This is a genomic window from Telmatospirillum sp. J64-1, assembly GCF_006980715.1.
GTDB lineage: Bacteria > Pseudomonadota > Alphaproteobacteria > Rhodospirillales > Magnetospirillaceae > Oleiliquidispirillum > Oleiliquidispirillum nitrogeniifigens.
Genome location: NZ_SBHN01000024.1, coordinates 66,940 through 83,316, shown reverse-complemented (window position 1 = coordinate 83,316; position 16,377 = coordinate 66,940). Strand labels below are relative to the sequence as shown.

Here is a 16,377-nt window from a genome sequence, read left to right as displayed (position 1 = left end):
CTCGCCCCGCTTCAGTCTGTCATTTCAAGGAGGGGTTTGACCGCCTGCCCCTGGAGCACGAGGTCGAAGGCCCGCACGCCGTCGCGCAGCGGCAGGACATGCGACACCAGGGGGCCGAGATCGATCCGCTTGCGCGTCAGCAGGTCCACCGCCTGCTGCCATGTCCGCCAGATCCGGCGGCCATGGATGTTGTGGATGGTCGGGCATTGCAGCAGCCACTGCGTCAGGTCGAGGCTGATCGGATGGGAGGGCGCGCCGACGAGGCGGAAGTCGCCGCCCTTGCGCACCGAGGCGATGGAGGCACGGAACCCGGCCTCCGCCCCGGAAAATTCCAGCGCCACATCGACGCCATAGCCGCCGGTCATGTCCTTCGCGACCGCCAGCAGGTCTTCCTCGCCCGGATCGACCAGCCGGTCGGCCCCCATCTCCTGCGCCTTGTGCCGCCGCAAGGGATTGGGATCGCTGGCGATGATCATGCTCGCCCCCAGGGCCCGTGCCGCGCCCACCGCCATCAGGCCGATGGGGCCGCAGCCGCTGACCAGCACCGCCTGCCCGGCCACGCCGGTGCCTTCCAGGCAGGCATGGACGGCGATGCCGAAGGGCTCCATCAGCGTCGCCACCTCATCGGACACGCCGGGGGGATGGACCCAGGCGATGCGGGCCGGAACCACCACCCATTCCGCGAATCCGCCATCGAAATCGATGCCGGGATATTGCGTATGGGGGCAGAGATGAGCCTGGTCCATCAGGCACTGACGGCATTTACCGCAGGACAGATGGCTTTCCAGGCTGACATGGTCGCCCCGGGCGACGGAGAAGACGCCTTCCCCGACCGCCGCGACGGTGCCGCTGATTTCATGGCCCAGGACGCGCGGCAGCGCGGTCATGCGGCGGGCCATGCGCGGCGCCCAGTGGTAGATCTGCATATCGGTGCCGCAGAGCCCGCCGAAGCGGACCTTGACCAGGATCTCCCCCGGCCCCGGCTCGGGAATCCGGACCCGGCGCAGCCCCACGCCGGCCGGACCGGATTCCGTCTTGCACAAGGCGAGCATTTCCATGATGACCGCCTTTCCTAGAGATTGTAGACGTCGATGGTGCCGTCGATGGCCGTCTCGAGAAGGGTCACCTTCTTGCGGGCGATGCGCAGGCCATGCTCGGTGCGGCGCAGGACATAGTCGTACCAGCCGGAACGGATCTGCGTGCCGCGCCGATGGCTCATGGTGGCGACGATCCATTTCGCGCCGGCCTCCACCTGCTCGTCCGTCTGGCGGAGCAGGCGCACCGAGCCGACGACATGACTGGTCGCCGGCAGGGGCAGCGAGGCATAGGAATCGCCGGAATCGAAGCGGAAGACGCGGTCTTCCAGCCCGCCACGGCCATTGATGTAGATGAGGTTCAGCTCCAGTTCCGGATTTTCGACCGTCTGGTCCTCGTTGCGCCAGGACGGCACCCAGAACACCGCGTCGGGGGTGTAGAGCGAGAGCCATTCGTCCCATTGGCGCCGGTCGAGCAGATCGGCCTCGAGGAACAGCAGCTCTTCCACGGCATCGCGCGTGACCGGCGCCGCCTTCGTTTCAACCATCGTCATCCCTCAGCCCTCCTGCGTCTCGGTCATCAATTCGCTCCAGCGGCGATAGAAGCCGTGATAGAGCGTTTCAAAATCCCAGCAGGAATTGCTGGTCACCGGTTTCGCCCCCAGTTCCGCCGCCACCTCGTCGGGGCCTTCGGTCATGGTGGCGAGGCCGCGCGTCATGTCGTTCCAGCGCGCCCCCGTCGCCTTGGCGCCGCTTTCGCAATCCTCCAGCGCCGCCAGATCGTCGGGCGTGGCCATGCCGGTCACCATGTAGAAGTCCTCGAACTTGCGCAGGCGGGCGGCGCGGGCTTCGGGGCTTTCGCCCTTGGGGGCGATGCAATAGACGCTGACCAGGGTGCGGTCGACATCGAGCGGACGGAACACCCGGATCTGGGTCGAGGGCTGGTCCATCAGCAGCACATTGGGGAAGAGGCAGAGATTGCGCCCGCGCTCGATCATCCAGCGCACCTTGCCCTCCGGATAGGTGGCGAGCAGGCGGTCGCGGGCTTCCCATAGCGGCGCGGCCTCGGGCGTCGAGCGGCCGGCCCAGATCATCATATGGCCCTGGCCCAGGTCGTAGCAGCCGGTGGGAACGCCGCCGGCGATGCGGCCCGCCTCGGTCTTGCGCACGCCTTCCACGCCGTCGCGCTGCTCGCGATTGGCCATCGCCGAGGCGAAGACGCGGTGGACGGTGCCGACATGATAGCCGTCGACGCCGTTCTCGGCCTGCATCTTCCAATTGCCGCGGATGATGTAGTCGGAACTGCCGCTGACCACTTCCAGACCCTCGGGCGACTGGTCGGCCAGCAGGTCGATGAATTCCTTGGCCCCGGCCAGCGAGGTTTCGAGATCGGCGACATCCGGATCGAGGCAGCCGAAGACGAAGCCCCTGTAGCTGGCGACCCGCGCCACCGGCTTGAGCGACATCTCGCTGCGGATGGAGGCTTCGGGCCAGCCTTCCTTCTCGTTCTTGATCTTGGTGCAGCGCCCTTCGGCATTGAAGCACCAGCCATGGAAGCGGCAGGTCAGGGTCAGCGCCCGGCCCTGGCGGCGGGGCGTCAGCACGGCGCCGCGATGGGCGCAGGCATTGAGGAAGGAGCGGACCTCGCCATCCTTGCCGCGAATGACGAAGACGGGCTGCTCGCCGATATAGGTCGAGAAATAATCCCCCGGCTCGGGCACCTGGCTTTCATGGCAGAGGAAGACCCAGGTCCGGGTGAAGATGCGCGCAAGTTCCTGCGCGAAGATGTCGCGATCCGTATAGACGCTGCGATCGACACGGAAGACACCGTCCTCGATGCGGTCATCCACCATGTCCCCGGCATTGCGGCCAGCCGTGCGCGCCGAGTCCGGGTGCGACTTGAGGGTGATGTTGTTCATGGCTGTTTACTCCGTAGGATTTTCTTTGCCGATGGGGGAAAGGGCCGAGACGCTGCGTCTCTCGCCCCGCATGGCACGCCCCCGCCACCAGTTCACGACCAGGACCACGGCGCCAATGACGAAGCCGACCTGGTCGCTTCCCGCAGCCATGGGCAGGTACTCCGCCGAGGCCGGGATCAGCAGCAGCAGCCCGCCGAGACCGGCCAGAAGGCGCAAGGGAAGGGTCAGAAGGTCGAAGAGATAGCCTTCGATCGCCGCGGCGAAGAGAAGGCAGCCGATGATCGCCGTCACCAGCGCCTGGCCCACCTGGGTCCAGGAAGCATCCTGAAGCAGCAAGGCGGGCTCGCTGGCGAACAGGAAGGGCACGATGAAGGCGACGGCGCCGAAGCGCAGGGATTCGCAGCCGGTGCGCATGAAGGGCGCGCGGGCCAGCGACGCCGCCGTGAAGGAGGCCAGGCAGACCGGCGGCGTGATCATCGACAGCACGCCGAAATAAAGGACGAACAGATGGGCCGCCATGGCATTGACCCCGGCCGCCACCAGGGCGGGCGCCAGCAGCGTCGCCATCAGCACGTAGACGGCGGTGGTCGGCATCCCCATGCCGAAGACGATGGCGGTCAGCGCCGTGACTAGCAGCAGAAGCAGGATGTTAGAACCGCTGGCCTCGGCGATGGAGACGCCGAGCGAGAAGCTGAGCCCGGTGATCGACAGGACGCCGATGATCAACCCCGCCGCCGCCGTGATGACGATGATCTCGAGCAGGCTGCGCCCCGCCCTCTCCAGCACCGCGAACAGGGATTTCAGCGTGACCGGCACCTCGCGCACCACCAGCGCGGCGGCGACGACCAGGACCAGGCTCGCCAGCGCCGCCTGTTCGGGCTGCCAGCCCCGGAAGAACAGCAGATAGACCAGCAGGACGAGCGGCACCAGGAAGGGCCAGTGGCGCTTCAGGCTGTCCTTGACGCGCGGGCGTTCCTGCGGCTCCAGCGGTCGGATGCCGTGCCGGGCGGCATAGAGATGGATCTGCATGAACAGCGCGAAATAGAAGATCAGGGCCGGCAGCAGCGCGGCCAGCGCCACCTGGGTATAGGGCACCTGCAGGAAGTCGGACATGATGAAGGCGGCCGCCCCCATGATCGGCGGCAGAAGCTGCCCGCCCGTCGAGGCCACGGCCTCAACCGCACCGGCCTGGGCGGGGCGATAGCCGCCCTTCTTCATCAGGGGAATGGTGACGATGCCGGTGGTCGCCACATTGGCGACGGCGCTGCCCGAGATCGCCCCGAACATCGAAGACGCCATGACCGCCGATTTCGCCGAACCGCCGCTGAAGCGCCCCATCACCGCCAAGGCGAGATTGAGGAACATCTCGCCGCCGCCCAGGCGGAACAGCGCGACCCCCAGCAGGACATAGGCAATCACCGTGGTAACGACGACCGACAGCGCGGTGCCCAGGACGCCCGCAGAATCCAGATGCAGATAGGCCAGCAGGAAATCGGTTTCGGGCGCATTTCCCCGGAAGGGGCCGGGCATCACATTGGCGCCATAGGCATAGGCCAGGAAGACCGCGACGAGCACCACCATGATCCATCCCGTCAGACGCCGCAGCGCCTCGAGGATCAGCAGGATCGTGGCGGCAGCGGACAGGATGGTGACGTAATAGGCGGCACCGGTACCGAGGAAGCCCGAGGCAACGAGTTCCTCGTACTGAAAGGTCGTGCGCAGCGTGACGATCAGGCTGAGCGCGGCAAAGCCGACATCCAGCGCCGAAGGCCCCTGCGGGGTCTCCGTCTTCCTGGCCGGGACCAGCAGGAAGGACGCCGCCAGCCCCATTCCCAGGACCAGCAGGGCCGCCTGCTCGCTCCACATGGAATAACCGACATAGGAGGGCAGCTTGAAGGCATAGACGATCCCGAAAAGGGGAATCGCGGCAAGAAGGATACGGGCCACGACAGGCCAGGGTCCGGGCAGGACGCGGACATGGCTCTCCGTTTCCGGACTCGCATTACGATCGGACATGGGGGACTCCCAGACAGCATCGGTGGTCAGGACGGGAAGAAGGCAGCCGCTTTCCCAGGGGCCGCCTTCCGGCGGTCAGCCTTTGCCTGCGACCGTCTGCGTCTCGTCGAGCAGCTTTTCCTGGGCCGATTGCAGGGCGTCATCCCACTGGCCCCGCTCGGTGAAGAAGCGGACGGCGCCTTCATGGACCGGGATGGTCATGTCGGGATCGGCCATGGCCTGCGGGTCCCAGCGGTTGAAGACTCCGCTGACGGCGCGCAGGTCGTCCATGTTTTCCGCCAACGTGGTCAGGACGGTATGGACGGCATCCGGCGACACGTCCTTGTGGGCGACGAGATAGAAGGGATAGCTCCAGATATTCACGTCCTCGAGAACGCCGTCCGCGCTACCCGCCGGATAGCTCACCAGCCTGCCGGTCGGGAAGTGCTGGCGGACCTTCTGCACCGCATCCTCGGCATCATTCATGCTGATGAAGCGGATGGGCGTCTGCGCATTGACCTCGCGCACGATCGCCTGGCCCAGGGGAACGCACATCGCCACATCGGCCCGGCCCTCGCCGATCGCCTGCACGGCCTGGCGGGAATGGGTGACGGGAACGACCCGGACGTCATCCCAGGTCAGGCCCAGATTGGCCAATTGGGCGGTCGCCAGTTTCTGGCAGGTCTGATGGGCGGAGAATACCCCCGTCACCCTCTTGCCGCGAATGTCCTCGGCGGTGCGGATGGGGGAATTGCGCGGCGTGATCAGCCCCAGTTCATTGGTGAAACCGACGGCGACCAGGCGCAGGTTGGCATTGGGGGCACGATAGGCGGGCGGCTCGCCGCGCAGGGCCTCGTAGGCGTCGGCGGCGTTGATCAGCGTGAACTCGCCTCGCCCGGAATTGAGCTGCGGCACCAGCACCTGCGGTCCCGACATCGGGACGGCCAGCAGATCGAGATCGGTATTTTGGGAAACCACGCTGGCAATAGCCGACCCCACAGTATGGACAATAGAGCCCACTGGCGCGGTAATGATCTGGGCACGCTCTGCCGCCATCGCGGCACCGGAAAGAGTCCACGACACCATACCGGCGGCGGCAGCCGCTAGCAGCGCTTTTTTCATGACGTTTCTCCCATTGCGGAGCGATCAGGAGTCACGCTCCTTCAAAGCCTCCTCCGCCGTGTTGACCGGCGGTACTTGCCTCGTATTCGAGGTCTGATAACAGAGTACGGGAGTGGGAGAAGATTGCAAGAAAAAATATATTTTTTTCTTTTCTCACAAATTATGCTGAAATATGTAAGCCCATTGCGGCAGCGAGGCGACGCGCCGATATACCGAAGTGTGAGGTCTCATGGCTGACAAAACGATAGCCTCCGAAGCGTTCAACCGGATGAAACGCGACATCATCACGGGTGCGCTGGAGCCGAACATGAAACTGCGGCTCGATGACCTGCAAGAGCGCTACCAGGTCGGGGTGACGCCCTTGCGGGAAGCGCTGTCGCGTCTGGTCGCCGAGCGCCTGGTCTACACCGAAGGACAGCGCGGCTTCTGGGTTTCGCCCATTTCCCTGACCGATCTTGCCGACGTGATGCGGATGCGCCAGATGATCGAGGCCGCCGCCCTGCGGCAGGCCATCGAACGCGGCGACGACCGTTGGGAAGCCGATCTGGTCGGCGCCTTCCATCATCTTGCCAAATATCATCGCGACTGTCCCGAAGGCGGCTATGACGATGCCTGGGAGGAACGGCACGGTGCCTTTCACCGGGCGCTGATCGCCGGCTGCAAATCCTCGTGGCTGCTGCATCTCAGCGGCCATTTCTTCGACCTGAACACCCGCTATCGCCGCCTGACCATGGCGAAGCTCCAGCTGCCCCACCGCGACCATCTCGACGAACACAGGAAGATGATGGAAGCGGCGCTGGCCCGCGATGCCGATACCGCCTGCGCCCTGATCTCTGCCCATATGTCGAAGACCTCCTTCCTGCTGCTGGAGAAGAACCTTCAGGACGGCGCCCTGGGCGGCAATACCGAGCCCCTGTCGCCTGAAGACAGGCATTTCCTCGAACAGGAACTGGCCCGCGCCAAATCGGCCATTTCCCTTTCCACCACCAAGGCCGCCGAATAGGCGGAAACGGGAAAAGGGGCGGTGCGTCCTGGGACAAGAGAAGGACGCACCACCCAAGTCCCCGGCTGGTCCGTGACTATTCCAGGCCGGGAGGCATTTTCTTTGGGTTTCCGCCTGCGGCGAAGTGTTCGCCGGGCACCTCGCGCAGGATGACGCGGACCGAGTCGCGCGGCGCGTCGATGGCTTCGACCACGGCCTCGGTGACCTTGCGGATCAGGGCCAGCTTCTTCTCGGGCGTCCGCCCCTCGATCAGGGTGATGTCGACGACAGGCATGATCGGCTACTCCGTGACGGTGAGCGACACCGCGCCCAGATTCTGGTAGACAGCCCGGACATGCATGCCCGGCGCCAGGGCATGGGCGGCCGTCGCCCCGCCGGCCAGCACGATGTCGCCGGGATTGAGCCGCTCGCCCCAGCGCGAGACCAAGCGCGCGGCGGCGACCAGCGAGCGCAGGGGATGGCCGAGGATGGCCGCCGTCGATCCCACCTGCACCGCCCGCCCGTCGGCTTCGAGGATGATGCCGAGATTGTCGATGGCGGTCTCAGGCTTGTGCCAATTGCCCAGCACGAAGCCCGAGGAGGAGGAATTGTCGGCGACCACGTCGGGCAGCGCGAACTTGAAGTTCTGGTAGCGCGAGTCGATCACCTCCATCGCCGGCGCGATCGCCTCGACGGCGGCCAGCGCCTCCAGCGGGCTGACCTCGCCCGAGAGAGGCTTCTTCATCAGGAAGACGATCTCGGGCTCGATGCGCGGATGAACGTAATTGGCCCGGCTCATCGCCCCGCCCTCTTCCAGGCGCATGGCATCGGTCAGGCGGCCCCAGATCACCTCGTCCACACCCACCTGGGCCATCTTGGCGCGGCTGGTCAGGCCCATCTTGACGCCGATCCGCCGCTCGCCCCGGCCCAGGCGCCGGGCCAGGGACAGCGCCTGGATGGCATAGCCGTCCTCGACGGTGAGGTCCGGCACCCGCTCGGTCAATTGCGGAATGGCGGTGGCGGTGCGCGCCGCCTCGTCGACCACGGCGGCCAGGCTGGCCATGTCGCGCTTGATCTCCATCGTGCTCATTGTGCCGCTCCTTCCTTTTGCCGGGCCACCAGATCCAGGGCCACGTCGACGATCATGTCCTCCTGGCCGCCGACCATGCGGCGCCGGCCCAGTTCCACCAGGATCTGGCGGGTATCGATGCCGTAGGTCTTGGACGCATTCTCGGCATGGCGCAGGAAGCTCGAATAGACCCCGGCAAAGCCCAGCGACAGGCTTTCGCGGTCGACGCGCACCGGGCGGTCCTGGAGCGGGCGCACCAAATCGTCGGCGGCATCCATCAGCGTGTGCAGGTCACAGCCGGTCTCGATCCCCATGCGTTCGAAGACGGCGATGCAGACTTCCAGCGGCGCATTGCCCGCGCCCGCCCCCATGCCGGCCAGCGAGGCATCGACCCGCACCGCCCCTTCCTGGACGGCGGCCACCGAATTGGCGACCCCCATGGAGAGGTTGTGATGGGCATGGATGCCGATCTCGGTCTCGGGCTTCAGCTCCTGGCGGAAGGCCCGCACCCGCTCGGCCACCTGGTCGGGCAGCAGGGCGCCGGCGGAATCGACGACATAGACGCATTCGGCGCCATAGCTTTCCATCAGCTTGGCCTGGGCGACCAGCTCCTGGGCCGGGATCATGTGGCTCATCATCAGGAAGCCGATGGTGTCCATGCCCATCTCGCGCGCCGCCTCGATATGCTGGCGCGAGACATCGGCCTCGGTGCAATGGGTGGCCACGCGCACGGAACGTGCCCCGGCGGAATAGGCTTCCTTGAGATCATGGACGGTGCCGATGCCCGGCAGCAGCAGCACCGCCACTTCCGCCTCGGTCAGCTCGCCGGCCACGGCCTCGATCCAGTCGAGATCGGTGGTCTTGCCGAAGCCGTAATTGAAGGACGAGCCCTGCAGCCCGTCGCCATGGGCGACCTCGATGGAATCCACGCGGGCCTTTTGCAGGGCGCGGGCGATCGCGCGCACCTGGGGGATGGTGTATTGATGACGGATGGCATGCATGCCGTCACGCAGCGTGACGTCCTGGATGTAGAGCTTGTCCTTGGTCTTGCGGGCCATGTTATGCGGCCTCCATCTTGAGCTTGCTTTCGGCCCAGCGGTCGGCGGTGACCAGCGCGGCCGAGGTCATGATGTCGAGATTGCCGGCATAGGCCGGCAGGTAATGGGCCGCGCCCTCGACCTCGAGGAAGACCGAGGTCTTTAAGCCCGAGACCTCGCCGATGCCGGGGATGTTGACCGGGGCATTGTCGCCGATATGCTCGAACTGCACCTTCTGCTTGAGGCGGTAGCCGGGCACGTATTTCTGCACCTCGGCGACCATCTCGTTGATCGAGGCCTCGATCTCTTCGGGGCTTGCGCCTTGCGAGAGGGTGAAGACGGTGTCGCGCATGATCAGCGGCGGCTCGGCGGGGTTGAGGATGATGATCGCCTTGCCCTTTTCCGCCCCGCCGACAGTCTCGATGGCCTTGGACGTGGTCTCGGTGAATTCGTCGATATTGGCGCGCGTGCCGGGACCGGCCGATTTCGAGCTGATCGAAGCGACGATCTCGCCATAGACCAGCCTTTTGGCGACGCGCCGGACGGCATGGACGATGGGGATCGTCGCCTGGCCGCCGCAAGTGACCATGTTGACGTTGGGCTGGTCCAGATTGTCCTTGAGGTTCACCACCGGGATGATGAAGGGTCCGACGGCCGCCGGCGTCAGGTCGATCACCTTCTTGCCGTCGCGGCGCAGGATGGCGTCGTTGGTCAGGTGGGCCTTGGCCGAGGTGGCGTCGAAGACGACCTGGATGTCCTTGTATTCGGGCAGGCGGGTCAGGCCCTCGATGCCGTCATGGGTGGTCGCCACGCCCATGCGGGCGGCCCGCGCCAGGCCGTCGGAGGCGGGGTCGATGCCGACCATCGCGCCCATCTCCAGGTTCTTGGAGGTGCGCATGATCTTGATCATCAGATCGGTGCCGATATTGCCCGAACCGATGATCGCGCATTTGATCTTGCCGCTCATGCTTCACTCCTTCCCGAACGAGGCGCGCACCGCGCCCAGGCCGTTGATGCGGGCCTCGAAGACATCCCCCGGCTGCGCCGCGACCATCGGCCCCAGGGCGCCGCTCAAGATGGTGTCGCCCTTCCTGAGCGGGCGTCCGGCCTTGGCCATCACCCGGGCCAGCCACCACGCCGCCGTCAGGGGATTGCCCAGGCAGGCCGCCCCGGCGCCGACCGAGACCGGCTCGCCCTTGCGCTCCATCACCATGCCGCACAGGCGCGGGTCGAATTCGCCCAGGCGCTTCGGCTCGCTGCCCAGCACGTAAAGACCCGAGGAGGCGTTGTCGGCGATGGTGTCAAAGATGCGGATGTCCCAATTGGCCACGCGCGAGCCCACCACCTCGATGGCGGCGACGGCATAATCCACGGCATTCATCACATCGGTGGGCGTGACGCGCTCGTCATCCAGATCGGCCCCTAAGATGAAGGCGATCTCGGCCTCGACCTTGGGCTGGCTGACCGCGGACAAGGCAATGTCCTCGCCCTCGGCCACCGCCATGTCGGCGAACAACATGCCGTAATCGGGCTGGTCGACGCCGAGCTGGGCCTGCACCGCCTTGCTGGTCAGGCCGATCTTGCGCCCGACCAGCCGCCGCCCGGCCTCCAGGCCTCGCTTGGTGTTGATCTCCTGGATCGCATAGGCGGCCTGGATGTCGCCGCCCTCGATCAGGTCGCGCACCGGGGCGCAAGGCTGGCCGCTTTGCGCCGCCTGCCACAGCCGGTCGGCGGCTTCTTGGATATTCGCTTCAGACATGGGACGGCCTCACAGCTTGATGCAGACGTTGGACAGCTCGGTGTAGAACTCCAGCGAGTGGAGCCCGCCCTCGCGGCCGATGCCGGAAGCCTTCGAGCCGCCGAAGGGCGTGCGCAGGTCGCGCAGGAACCAGGAATTGACCCAGCACAGCCCCACCTCCATGCGCGCAGCGACGCGATGGGCGCGCGACAGGTTCTCGGTCCAGACCGCGCAGGCCAGGCCGTAGGGGGTATCGTTGGCGAGATGAATCGCCTCTTCCTCGGTGTCGAAGGGCTGGATATGGCAGCAGGGGCCGAAGATCTCCTCGCGCACCACCGCGGCCGTTTCGGGCAGGCCGGTCCAGATGGTCGGCTGCACCCAGGCGCCCTCGGCCAAATGGGCGGGCATCTCGGGGATGCCGCCGCCGGTCACCACAATGGCGCCTTCCTCGACCGCCTTGCGGTAATAGGACAGCACCTTGTCGCGATGCTCCTGGCTGACCAGCGGGCCGAGAGTGACGCCCTTGTCCTCGGGATGGCCGAGCTTCAAGCCCTCCGCCCCGGCCTTGAGGCGGGCGACGAAGTCCTCGAAGACCGGGCGCTGGACATAGACCCGCTCGGTGCCCAAGCAGACCTGGCCGCAATTGGCGAAGGCCGAGCGCATGGTGCCCTCGATGGCCTTGTCGAGATCGGCATCGGCGAAGACGATGGCGGCGTTCTTGCCGCCCAGCTCGAAGGAAACCGGGCGCACGCCGTCGGCGGCGGCCTTCATGATCGCCTCGCCGGTGCGGGTCTCGCCGGTAAAGGTGATGGCGTCCACGCCCTTGTGGCGGGTCAGGAACTCACCGGCCGAATTGGGGCCGAAGCCGTGGACGACGTTGAACACGCCCTTGGGCATCCCCACCGCGTTCATCACCTCGCCCAGCAGGGTGGTGGTCAGCGGCGTCTCCTCCGACGGCTTGACCACCACGGTATTGCCGCAGGCCAGGGCCGGGCCGACCTTCCAGGTCATCAGCAGAAGCGGCAGGTTCCACGGGCTGATCACGCCGATCACGCCCTTGGGCTTGCGCAAGGCGTAATTGATCGCGCCGGTGCCGTCGGGGGTGGGGGTGGGGAAGAATTCGGTCGAGACGGTCTTGATGACATCGGTGAACATCTTGAAGTTCGCCGCGCCGCGCGGGATGTCGATATGGCTGGCCAGGCTGACCGGCTTGCCGGTATCGAGGCATTCGGCGGCCAGGAACTCGTCGAAGCGGCGGTTGATCTCATCGGCCACCGCGCCCAGCAGGGTGCAGCGCGCCTCCACGCTCATCCTGCCCCACTCGCCCGTCAGCGCCCGCCGCGCCGCCGTCACGGCGGCATCGACCTCGGCCTCGCCCGCCTCGTGCACCAGCCCGATCACGCTGTTGTCGATCGGGCTGCGATTCTGCCAGCTCCGCCCCGTGCTCCCCGTCGTGAACGCGCCGTCGATGAAATGCAGCGCGTCACGGCGGGCTCCATCGAGCTTGGAAGCCTGTGCGATCTCAGCAGTGTTGAGGGACATCAAACAATTCTCCCCTGTTCGGTCCCGCCGATGCGACGGACACGTTGAACATTCCGGATGGTTTTCGTCTGGTCGAAAGGCTGCGGAAGATCCCGCCGCCGCAGCCTCTCAATCCGCCTTAATAGGCGGCCACTTCCTTTTCGAGCGCTTCAAGGGACGGAGCCTTGGCGCGCCATTCCTCGTACCAGGCATCGACCGACGGGCCGAAGAAGCTGCGGTCGACCTTGATCACGTTGGCACCATGTTCCTTGATCTTGTCGAGGTAGTCCTGGTCGATGGTAGCGTAGGACTTCACCATATCGTCCAGACGCTCGGCGGCCTTCCGGTGGATCAGGTCGCGCTGTTCCTCGGTCAGGCCCTGCCAGGTACGGGCCGAGGCGACGGCGACCATCGGCAGCATCATGTGATTGGATTCGATGACCGTGCCGGCATGATCGACATAGCGGGTGTTCCAGGTGCCCTCGAAGTCGATCTGCATGCCGTCGACCTGCCCGTTGGCGAAGGCGTCATAAAGCGAGGGCAGCGGGATCGGCGTCGGCGCGGCGCCCACCTTCGACCAGAAATCGCGCTCGGCCTGGATCGGCATGGTGCGGACTTTGCGCCCTGCCAAGTCCTGCTGGCTGGCGACCTTGCCGCGCATGACGATCTGGCGCATCCCGGCCATGCCGTAGCCCAGGCCGACCAGGCCCAGCGGCCGCAGGTCCTCCAGCATCTTCTGAGCCGTCTCGCCACGGAGGAGACGGCTGGCCTGGTCCACGTCCTTGACCAGGAAGGGCGCGAAGAAGGCGCCGAAATCGGCCCGGCGGTTGGCCACCTCGCCGATGGCCAGGAAGGCCATGTCCAAGGCCCCGCTTTGCAACATCTGCATCATCTGGGCCTCGGTGCCGAGCTGGCCGGAGGGGAAGATCAGGATGTTGATCTCGCCATTGGTTTCCTTGGCGATCTCCTCGGCCATCTCGGTGGCCGTCTTGCTCCATTGATGCGAAGGCGGCGTGATCAGGCCCAGCCGCAAATCCTTGGCCGCCACAGCGCTGGACGTGAAAGCCAGGGCGGTCACGGCGGCGATGGCGATTTTCTTGAAATTCATGGTTTCCTCCTACATTCCCAGGCTTTTTCAGCCCTTATTCTGCGTTGGCCTTGCGCCGTTCTGCGGCGACGGCCTTCAAGACGCCGACCACCACGCGGTCCCGTTCGGCGGCGAGTTGCGCCACCGGGCGGTCCTTGGCGGCGGCGGCCATGCCGTCGATCAGGGCGGCCTGGACCTCGGGCGTGAGCGAGGGCTGGCCAAGGCTGGCCCACCATCTCTCGACCTCGCCGCCGAGGTCCTTGAGGAATTTCTCCATGCCGGCGGGACCACCCGCCAAATGGAAGATCGTATGCGGTCCGCAGACCGCCCAGCGCGGCCCCAGCCCCTGGGTCACGGCGGCATCGACATCCTCGACCGAGGCATAGCCTTCGGCCACCAGATGCACCGCCTCGCGCCACAAGGCCGCCTGCAGCCGGTTGACCAGATGGCCCGGCGCCTCGCGCCGGACATGCAGGGCCTGCTTGCCCAGACCGCGATAGAAGGCCAGCGCCTGCGCGACCGCCTCGGCGCTGGTCCTGCCGCCGCCCACCACCTCGACCACCGGCATCAGGTAGGGCGGGTTGCAGGGATGGCCGATGACCAGCCGCTCGGGATGGCGCAGGCCCTGCTGCAATTCGCTGGGGCTCAGCCCCGAGGAACTGGAGGCGATGACGACATCCGGCCCCGCCACCTCTTCCACCGCGCGGAAGACGTCGTATTTCAGCGCCAGGCGTTCGGGCAGCGTCTCCTGGATGAAATCCGCCCCCGACACGGCCTCTTCCAGCGAGGCGGTGACCTGCGGAGAACTGGGCTCCTGGACGCCCTGGCCCAGGGCGCGGGCGACGGCATGGGCGTTGGCGACCGCCTCGGCCACGCGCCCGGCCACGCCCTCGCCCGGATCGGCGACCCGCACCGTCAGGCCATGGGCGGCGAACAGCCCGGCCCATCCGGCCCCGATGGTGCCGCCGCCGAGAACGGCGACTGTCCCGACCGGCCTCATCACAGCAGCCCCACGACGAGCTGCGGCACCAGGATCAGCAGCAGCAGGACCAGCGCCGTCGCGACCAGGAAGGGCAAGGCCACCCAGGCCAGCCGCTCGGCCTTGACCCCGGACATCACCGCCGCGGTGAACAGCCCCGACCCCACCGGCGGCGTCAGCAGCCCCAGCACCAGGTTGAGGCAGACGATCACGCCGAAATGGAAGGGATTGAGGGCATAGACATCGGTGGCGATCGGCAGCAGGACCGGCACGATCAGGATCAGCGCCGCCAGCGGGTCGATCACCATGCCGATGACCAGCAGGACGGCATTGACCAGCAGCAGGAAGACCAGCGGCGAGTCCGAGACCGATTGCAGCCAGCCGGCGACCAGGGCGGGCAGGTTCTCGTAGGTGATCACCCAGCCGAAGACCTGGGCGGCGGCGATCAGCACCAGCACGATGGCCGAATTGCGCGCCGTTCGCAGGAAGGCGGGGCCGATCTGCCGCAAATCCAGGTCGCGGTAGACGAAGCGCCCGACCAGCAAGGCGGCCACGGCGGCCAGGGCGGCGGCCTCGGTCGGCGTCGCGATGCCGCCCAGGATGCTGCCGATGATGGTCAGCGGGATCAGGGCAGCGGGCAGGCCGTCACGGATGGCGCCCAGACGTTCGGACGGCGTCGCCGCCTTGATCCGGGGAAAGCCGTGCTTGATCCCCAGCCAGTAGAGAACGCCGAAGAAGCTGGCCGAGAGCAACAGGCCGGGAATGATGCCGGCGATGAACAAATCGCCGATGGAAATCTGGGCGATGACGCCGAACACCACGAACAGCATGGAAGGCGGAATGATCGGCGAGAGCAGGCCGCCCGCCGCCGTGATCGCCACCGCCATGTCCTTGGAATAGCCCGCCCGTTCCATCTCCGGCACGGCCATGCGGGTCATGATGGTGATCTGGGCCACGGTCGAACCCAGGATCGAGGCCATCATCATGTTGGCGAGCAGGTTGACATAGGCCAGGCCGCCGCGCACCGGCCCGATGAAGGCCGCCGCCATGGCGATCAGCCGCCGGGCGATGCCGCCCTCGTTCATGAACTCGCCGACCAGGATGAACAGCGGCAGGGCCAGCAGGCCGTAATTCTCCAGCCCTCCGAAGAATTGCTGGGGGAAAGACAGCAGCAGAACCTCGTTGCCGCTAAGCAGGATGTAGATCAGCGCCGTGATGACCAGCACATAGGCGACGGGAACGCCGAGGGCGAGAATGGACAGGAAGGAAACCAGGACCATCACTCACCTCCCCTTTCCGAGCAAAACGCCCAGGCTGGACAGCAAGTTGGACAGACAGTGGAAGGACGCCCCCAGCACGAAGAGCGGCAGCACCGTCCAGAACCAGAATTTCGGCATGTCCAGCGATTGCGTCGGCTCGCTGTAGATGAAGTTGAAGGTGGTGGCGGAGAATTCCTCCAGGTCACCCCCGGCCGCCAGTACGCCCAGCGGGTCGAACCAGCGCCAGACCATGAGGGCGAAGCCCAGAATGAACAGCAGCATGATCCCATCGACGGCAACCGCCGCCAGCCGCCGCCCCAAGAGCGGCAGCGCATCGGAGAACAGGGTGACGGCGATATTGCTGCCGCGCTCGATGGCGCTGGAGGCGGCGAAGAACGCCATCCACACCATCGCCAGCACCGCCGCCTCGTCGATCCAGAAGACGGCCATGCCCGCCGAGCGGGTGACGATATTGCCCAGCAGCAGCAGGAAGACGACGGCGGCCAGGATAGCGGCCAGGCGCTCTTCCACGGTCGCCAGGGCGCGGCTGGCCCGTTTCAGGACAGGGAACGGCAGTTCCTCCCCCATAGGGCTGGGGGAAACGCCGCCGATTCCGGGTTGAACCGCCGCCTCCT

Annotated in this window: 16 protein-coding genes; 1 reads left to right on the top strand and 15 read right to left on the bottom strand. The window is 66.3% G+C overall.

All coding sequences use genetic code 11. The features are described from left to right. Positions 1 to 11: 11 nt before the first annotated feature. The 5 genes from EPD66_RS19830 to EPD66_RS19810 form a co-directional block, all read right to left on the bottom strand. Positions 12 to 1,058 (bottom strand): alcohol dehydrogenase catalytic domain-containing protein, encoded by a 1,047-nt coding sequence (locus EPD66_RS19830; RefSeq protein ID WP_221931042.1) that lies wholly within the window; start codon positions 1,056 to 1,058, stop codon positions 12 to 14. Positions 1,059 to 1,072: 14 nt separating this feature from the next. Beyond that, a complete protein-coding gene (locus EPD66_RS19825; protein ID WP_142850255.1) occupies positions 1,073 to 1,588 on the bottom strand; it encodes an aromatic-ring-hydroxylating dioxygenase subunit beta in 516 nt (171 codons plus the stop codon). 3 nt (positions 1,589 to 1,591) lie between these two features. Then, positions 1,592 to 2,953, bottom strand: a complete 1,362-nt coding sequence (locus EPD66_RS19820) for a Rieske 2Fe-2S domain-containing protein (RefSeq protein ID WP_142850254.1) — start codon at positions 2,951 to 2,953, stop codon at positions 1,592 to 1,594. A gap of 6 nt (positions 2,954 to 2,959) precedes the next feature. Beyond that, positions 2,960 to 4,969, bottom strand: coding sequence for a TRAP transporter fused permease subunit (locus EPD66_RS19815; RefSeq protein ID WP_142850253.1), 2,010 nt, complete (start codon positions 4,967 to 4,969; stop codon positions 2,960 to 2,962). A gap of 75 nt (positions 4,970 to 5,044) precedes the next feature. Beyond that, a complete protein-coding gene (locus EPD66_RS19810) occupies positions 5,045 to 6,070 on the bottom strand; it encodes a TAXI family TRAP transporter solute-binding subunit (RefSeq protein WP_142850252.1) in 1,026 nt (341 codons plus the stop codon). 229 nt (positions 6,071 to 6,299) lie between these two features. Here EPD66_RS19810 and EPD66_RS19805 point away from each other — a divergent pair, with 229 nt between their 5' ends. Next, the gene (locus EPD66_RS19805) at positions 6,300 to 7,073 is read left to right on the top strand and encodes an FCD domain-containing protein (protein WP_142850251.1); all 774 of its coding nucleotides are present in this window, start codon (positions 6,300 to 6,302) and stop codon (positions 7,071 to 7,073) included. Positions 7,074 to 7,149: 76 nt separating this feature from the next. Here the strand turns inward: EPD66_RS19805 and EPD66_RS19800 are convergent, their stop codons facing one another. The 10 genes from EPD66_RS19800 to EPD66_RS19755 all read right to left on the bottom strand — a co-directional run bounded on the left by EPD66_RS19800 (position 7,150) and on the right by EPD66_RS19755 (position 16,330). Then, positions 7,150 to 7,347: a 2-hydroxymuconate tautomerase gene (locus tag EPD66_RS19800; RefSeq protein ID WP_142846222.1), complete on the bottom strand. Its 198-nt coding sequence runs from the start codon at positions 7,345 to 7,347 to the stop codon at positions 7,150 to 7,152. A gap of 6 nt (positions 7,348 to 7,353) precedes the next feature. Beyond that, positions 7,354 to 8,142, bottom strand: coding sequence for a 2-keto-4-pentenoate hydratase (locus EPD66_RS19795; RefSeq protein ID WP_255448594.1), 789 nt, complete (start codon positions 8,140 to 8,142; stop codon positions 7,354 to 7,356). Then, the gene (gene dmpG / locus EPD66_RS19790) at positions 8,139 to 9,179 is read right to left on the bottom strand and encodes a 4-hydroxy-2-oxovalerate aldolase (protein ID WP_142850250.1); all 1,041 of its coding nucleotides are present in this window, start codon (positions 9,177 to 9,179) and stop codon (positions 8,139 to 8,141) included. Before dmpG ends, EPD66_RS19795 begins: the two co-directional genes overlap by 4 nt. A gap of 1 nt (position 9,180) precedes the next feature. Beyond that, a complete protein-coding gene (locus EPD66_RS19785; RefSeq protein WP_142850249.1) occupies positions 9,181 to 10,125 on the bottom strand; it encodes an acetaldehyde dehydrogenase (acetylating) in 945 nt (314 codons plus the stop codon). Between the two features lie 3 nt (positions 10,126 to 10,128). Continuing rightward, entirely contained in the window at positions 10,129 to 10,917 is a 789-nt protein-coding gene (locus EPD66_RS19780) for a 2-keto-4-pentenoate hydratase (RefSeq protein ID WP_142850248.1), read from the bottom strand. 9 nt (positions 10,918 to 10,926) lie between these two features. Continuing rightward, positions 10,927 to 12,438, bottom strand: a complete 1,512-nt coding sequence (locus EPD66_RS19775; RefSeq protein ID WP_142850247.1) for a 2-hydroxymuconic semialdehyde dehydrogenase — start codon at positions 12,436 to 12,438, stop codon at positions 10,927 to 10,929. Positions 12,439 to 12,556: 118 nt separating this feature from the next. Then, positions 12,557 to 13,525 (bottom strand): TRAP transporter substrate-binding protein, encoded by a 969-nt coding sequence (locus EPD66_RS19770; protein WP_142850246.1) that lies wholly within the window; start codon positions 13,523 to 13,525, stop codon positions 12,557 to 12,559. 34 nt (positions 13,526 to 13,559) lie between these two features. Next, positions 13,560 to 14,504 carry a 3-hydroxyacyl-CoA dehydrogenase NAD-binding domain-containing protein gene (locus EPD66_RS19765; RefSeq protein WP_142850245.1) on the bottom strand — a complete coding sequence of 315 codons (945 nt, stop codon included), beginning with the start codon at positions 14,502 to 14,504 and terminating at the stop codon, positions 13,560 to 13,562. Further along, on the bottom strand, positions 14,504 to 15,763 hold the full coding sequence (locus tag EPD66_RS19760) for a TRAP transporter large permease (protein WP_255448593.1): 1,260 nt from the start codon (positions 15,761 to 15,763) through the stop codon (positions 14,504 to 14,506). The genes EPD66_RS19765 and EPD66_RS19760 overlap by 1 nt, the downstream gene beginning before the upstream one ends. A gap of 3 nt (positions 15,764 to 15,766) precedes the next feature. Then, on the bottom strand, positions 15,767 to 16,330 hold the full coding sequence (locus tag EPD66_RS19755) for a TRAP transporter small permease (RefSeq protein ID WP_185961525.1): 564 nt from the start codon (positions 16,328 to 16,330) through the stop codon (positions 15,767 to 15,769). Between the last annotated feature and the right edge of the window lie 47 nt (positions 16,331 to 16,377).

Bases quoted from the DNA above. Each gene is read 5' to 3' on its own strand.
- EPD66_RS19780 (WP_142850248.1), bottom strand. From the start codon at position 10,917: ATGTCTGAAGCGAATATCCAAGAAGCCGCCGACCGGCTGTGGCAGGCG.
- EPD66_RS19830 (WP_221931042.1), bottom strand. From the start codon at position 1,058: ATGGAAATGCTCGCCTTGTGCAAGACGGAATCCGGTCCGGCCGGCGTG.
- EPD66_RS19815 (WP_142850253.1), bottom strand. From the start codon at position 4,969: ATGTCCGATCGTAATGCGAGTCCGGAAACGGAGAGCCATGTCCGCGTC.
- EPD66_RS19800 (WP_142846222.1), bottom strand. From the start codon at position 7,347: ATGCCTGTCGTCGACATCACCCTGATCGAGGGGCGGACGCCCGAGAAG.
- EPD66_RS19820 (WP_142850254.1), bottom strand. From the start codon at position 2,953: ATGAACAACATCACCCTCAAGTCGCACCCGGACTCGGCGCGCACGGCT.
- EPD66_RS19770 (WP_142850246.1), bottom strand. From the start codon at position 13,525: ATGAATTTCAAGAAAATCGCCATCGCCGCCGTGACCGCCCTGGCTTTC.
- EPD66_RS19765 (WP_142850245.1), bottom strand. From the start codon at position 14,504: ATGAGGCCGGTCGGGACAGTCGCCGTTCTCGGCGGCGGCACCATCGGG.
- EPD66_RS19825 (WP_142850255.1), bottom strand. From the start codon at position 1,588: ATGACGATGGTTGAAACGAAGGCGGCGCCGGTCACGCGCGATGCCGTG.
- EPD66_RS19805 (WP_142850251.1), top strand. From the start codon at position 6,300: ATGGCTGACAAAACGATAGCCTCCGAAGCGTTCAACCGGATGAAACGC.
- EPD66_RS19795 (WP_255448594.1), bottom strand. From the start codon at position 8,142: ATGAGCACGATGGAGATCAAGCGCGACATGGCCAGCCTGGCCGCCGTG.
- EPD66_RS19755 (WP_185961525.1), bottom strand. From the start codon at position 16,330: ATGGGGGAGGAACTGCCGTTCCCTGTCCTGAAACGGGCCAGCCGCGCC.
- EPD66_RS19775 (WP_142850247.1), bottom strand. From the start codon at position 12,438: ATGTCCCTCAACACTGCTGAGATCGCACAGGCTTCCAAGCTCGATGGA.
- EPD66_RS19760 (WP_255448593.1), bottom strand. From the start codon at position 15,763: ATGGTCCTGGTTTCCTTCCTGTCCATTCTCGCCCTCGGCGTTCCCGTC.
- EPD66_RS19810 (WP_142850252.1), bottom strand. From the start codon at position 6,070: ATGAAAAAAGCGCTGCTAGCGGCTGCCGCCGCCGGTATGGTGTCGTGG.
- dmpG (WP_142850250.1), bottom strand. From the start codon at position 9,179: ATGGCCCGCAAGACCAAGGACAAGCTCTACATCCAGGACGTCACGCTG.
- EPD66_RS19785 (WP_142850249.1), bottom strand. From the start codon at position 10,125: ATGAGCGGCAAGATCAAATGCGCGATCATCGGTTCGGGCAATATCGGC.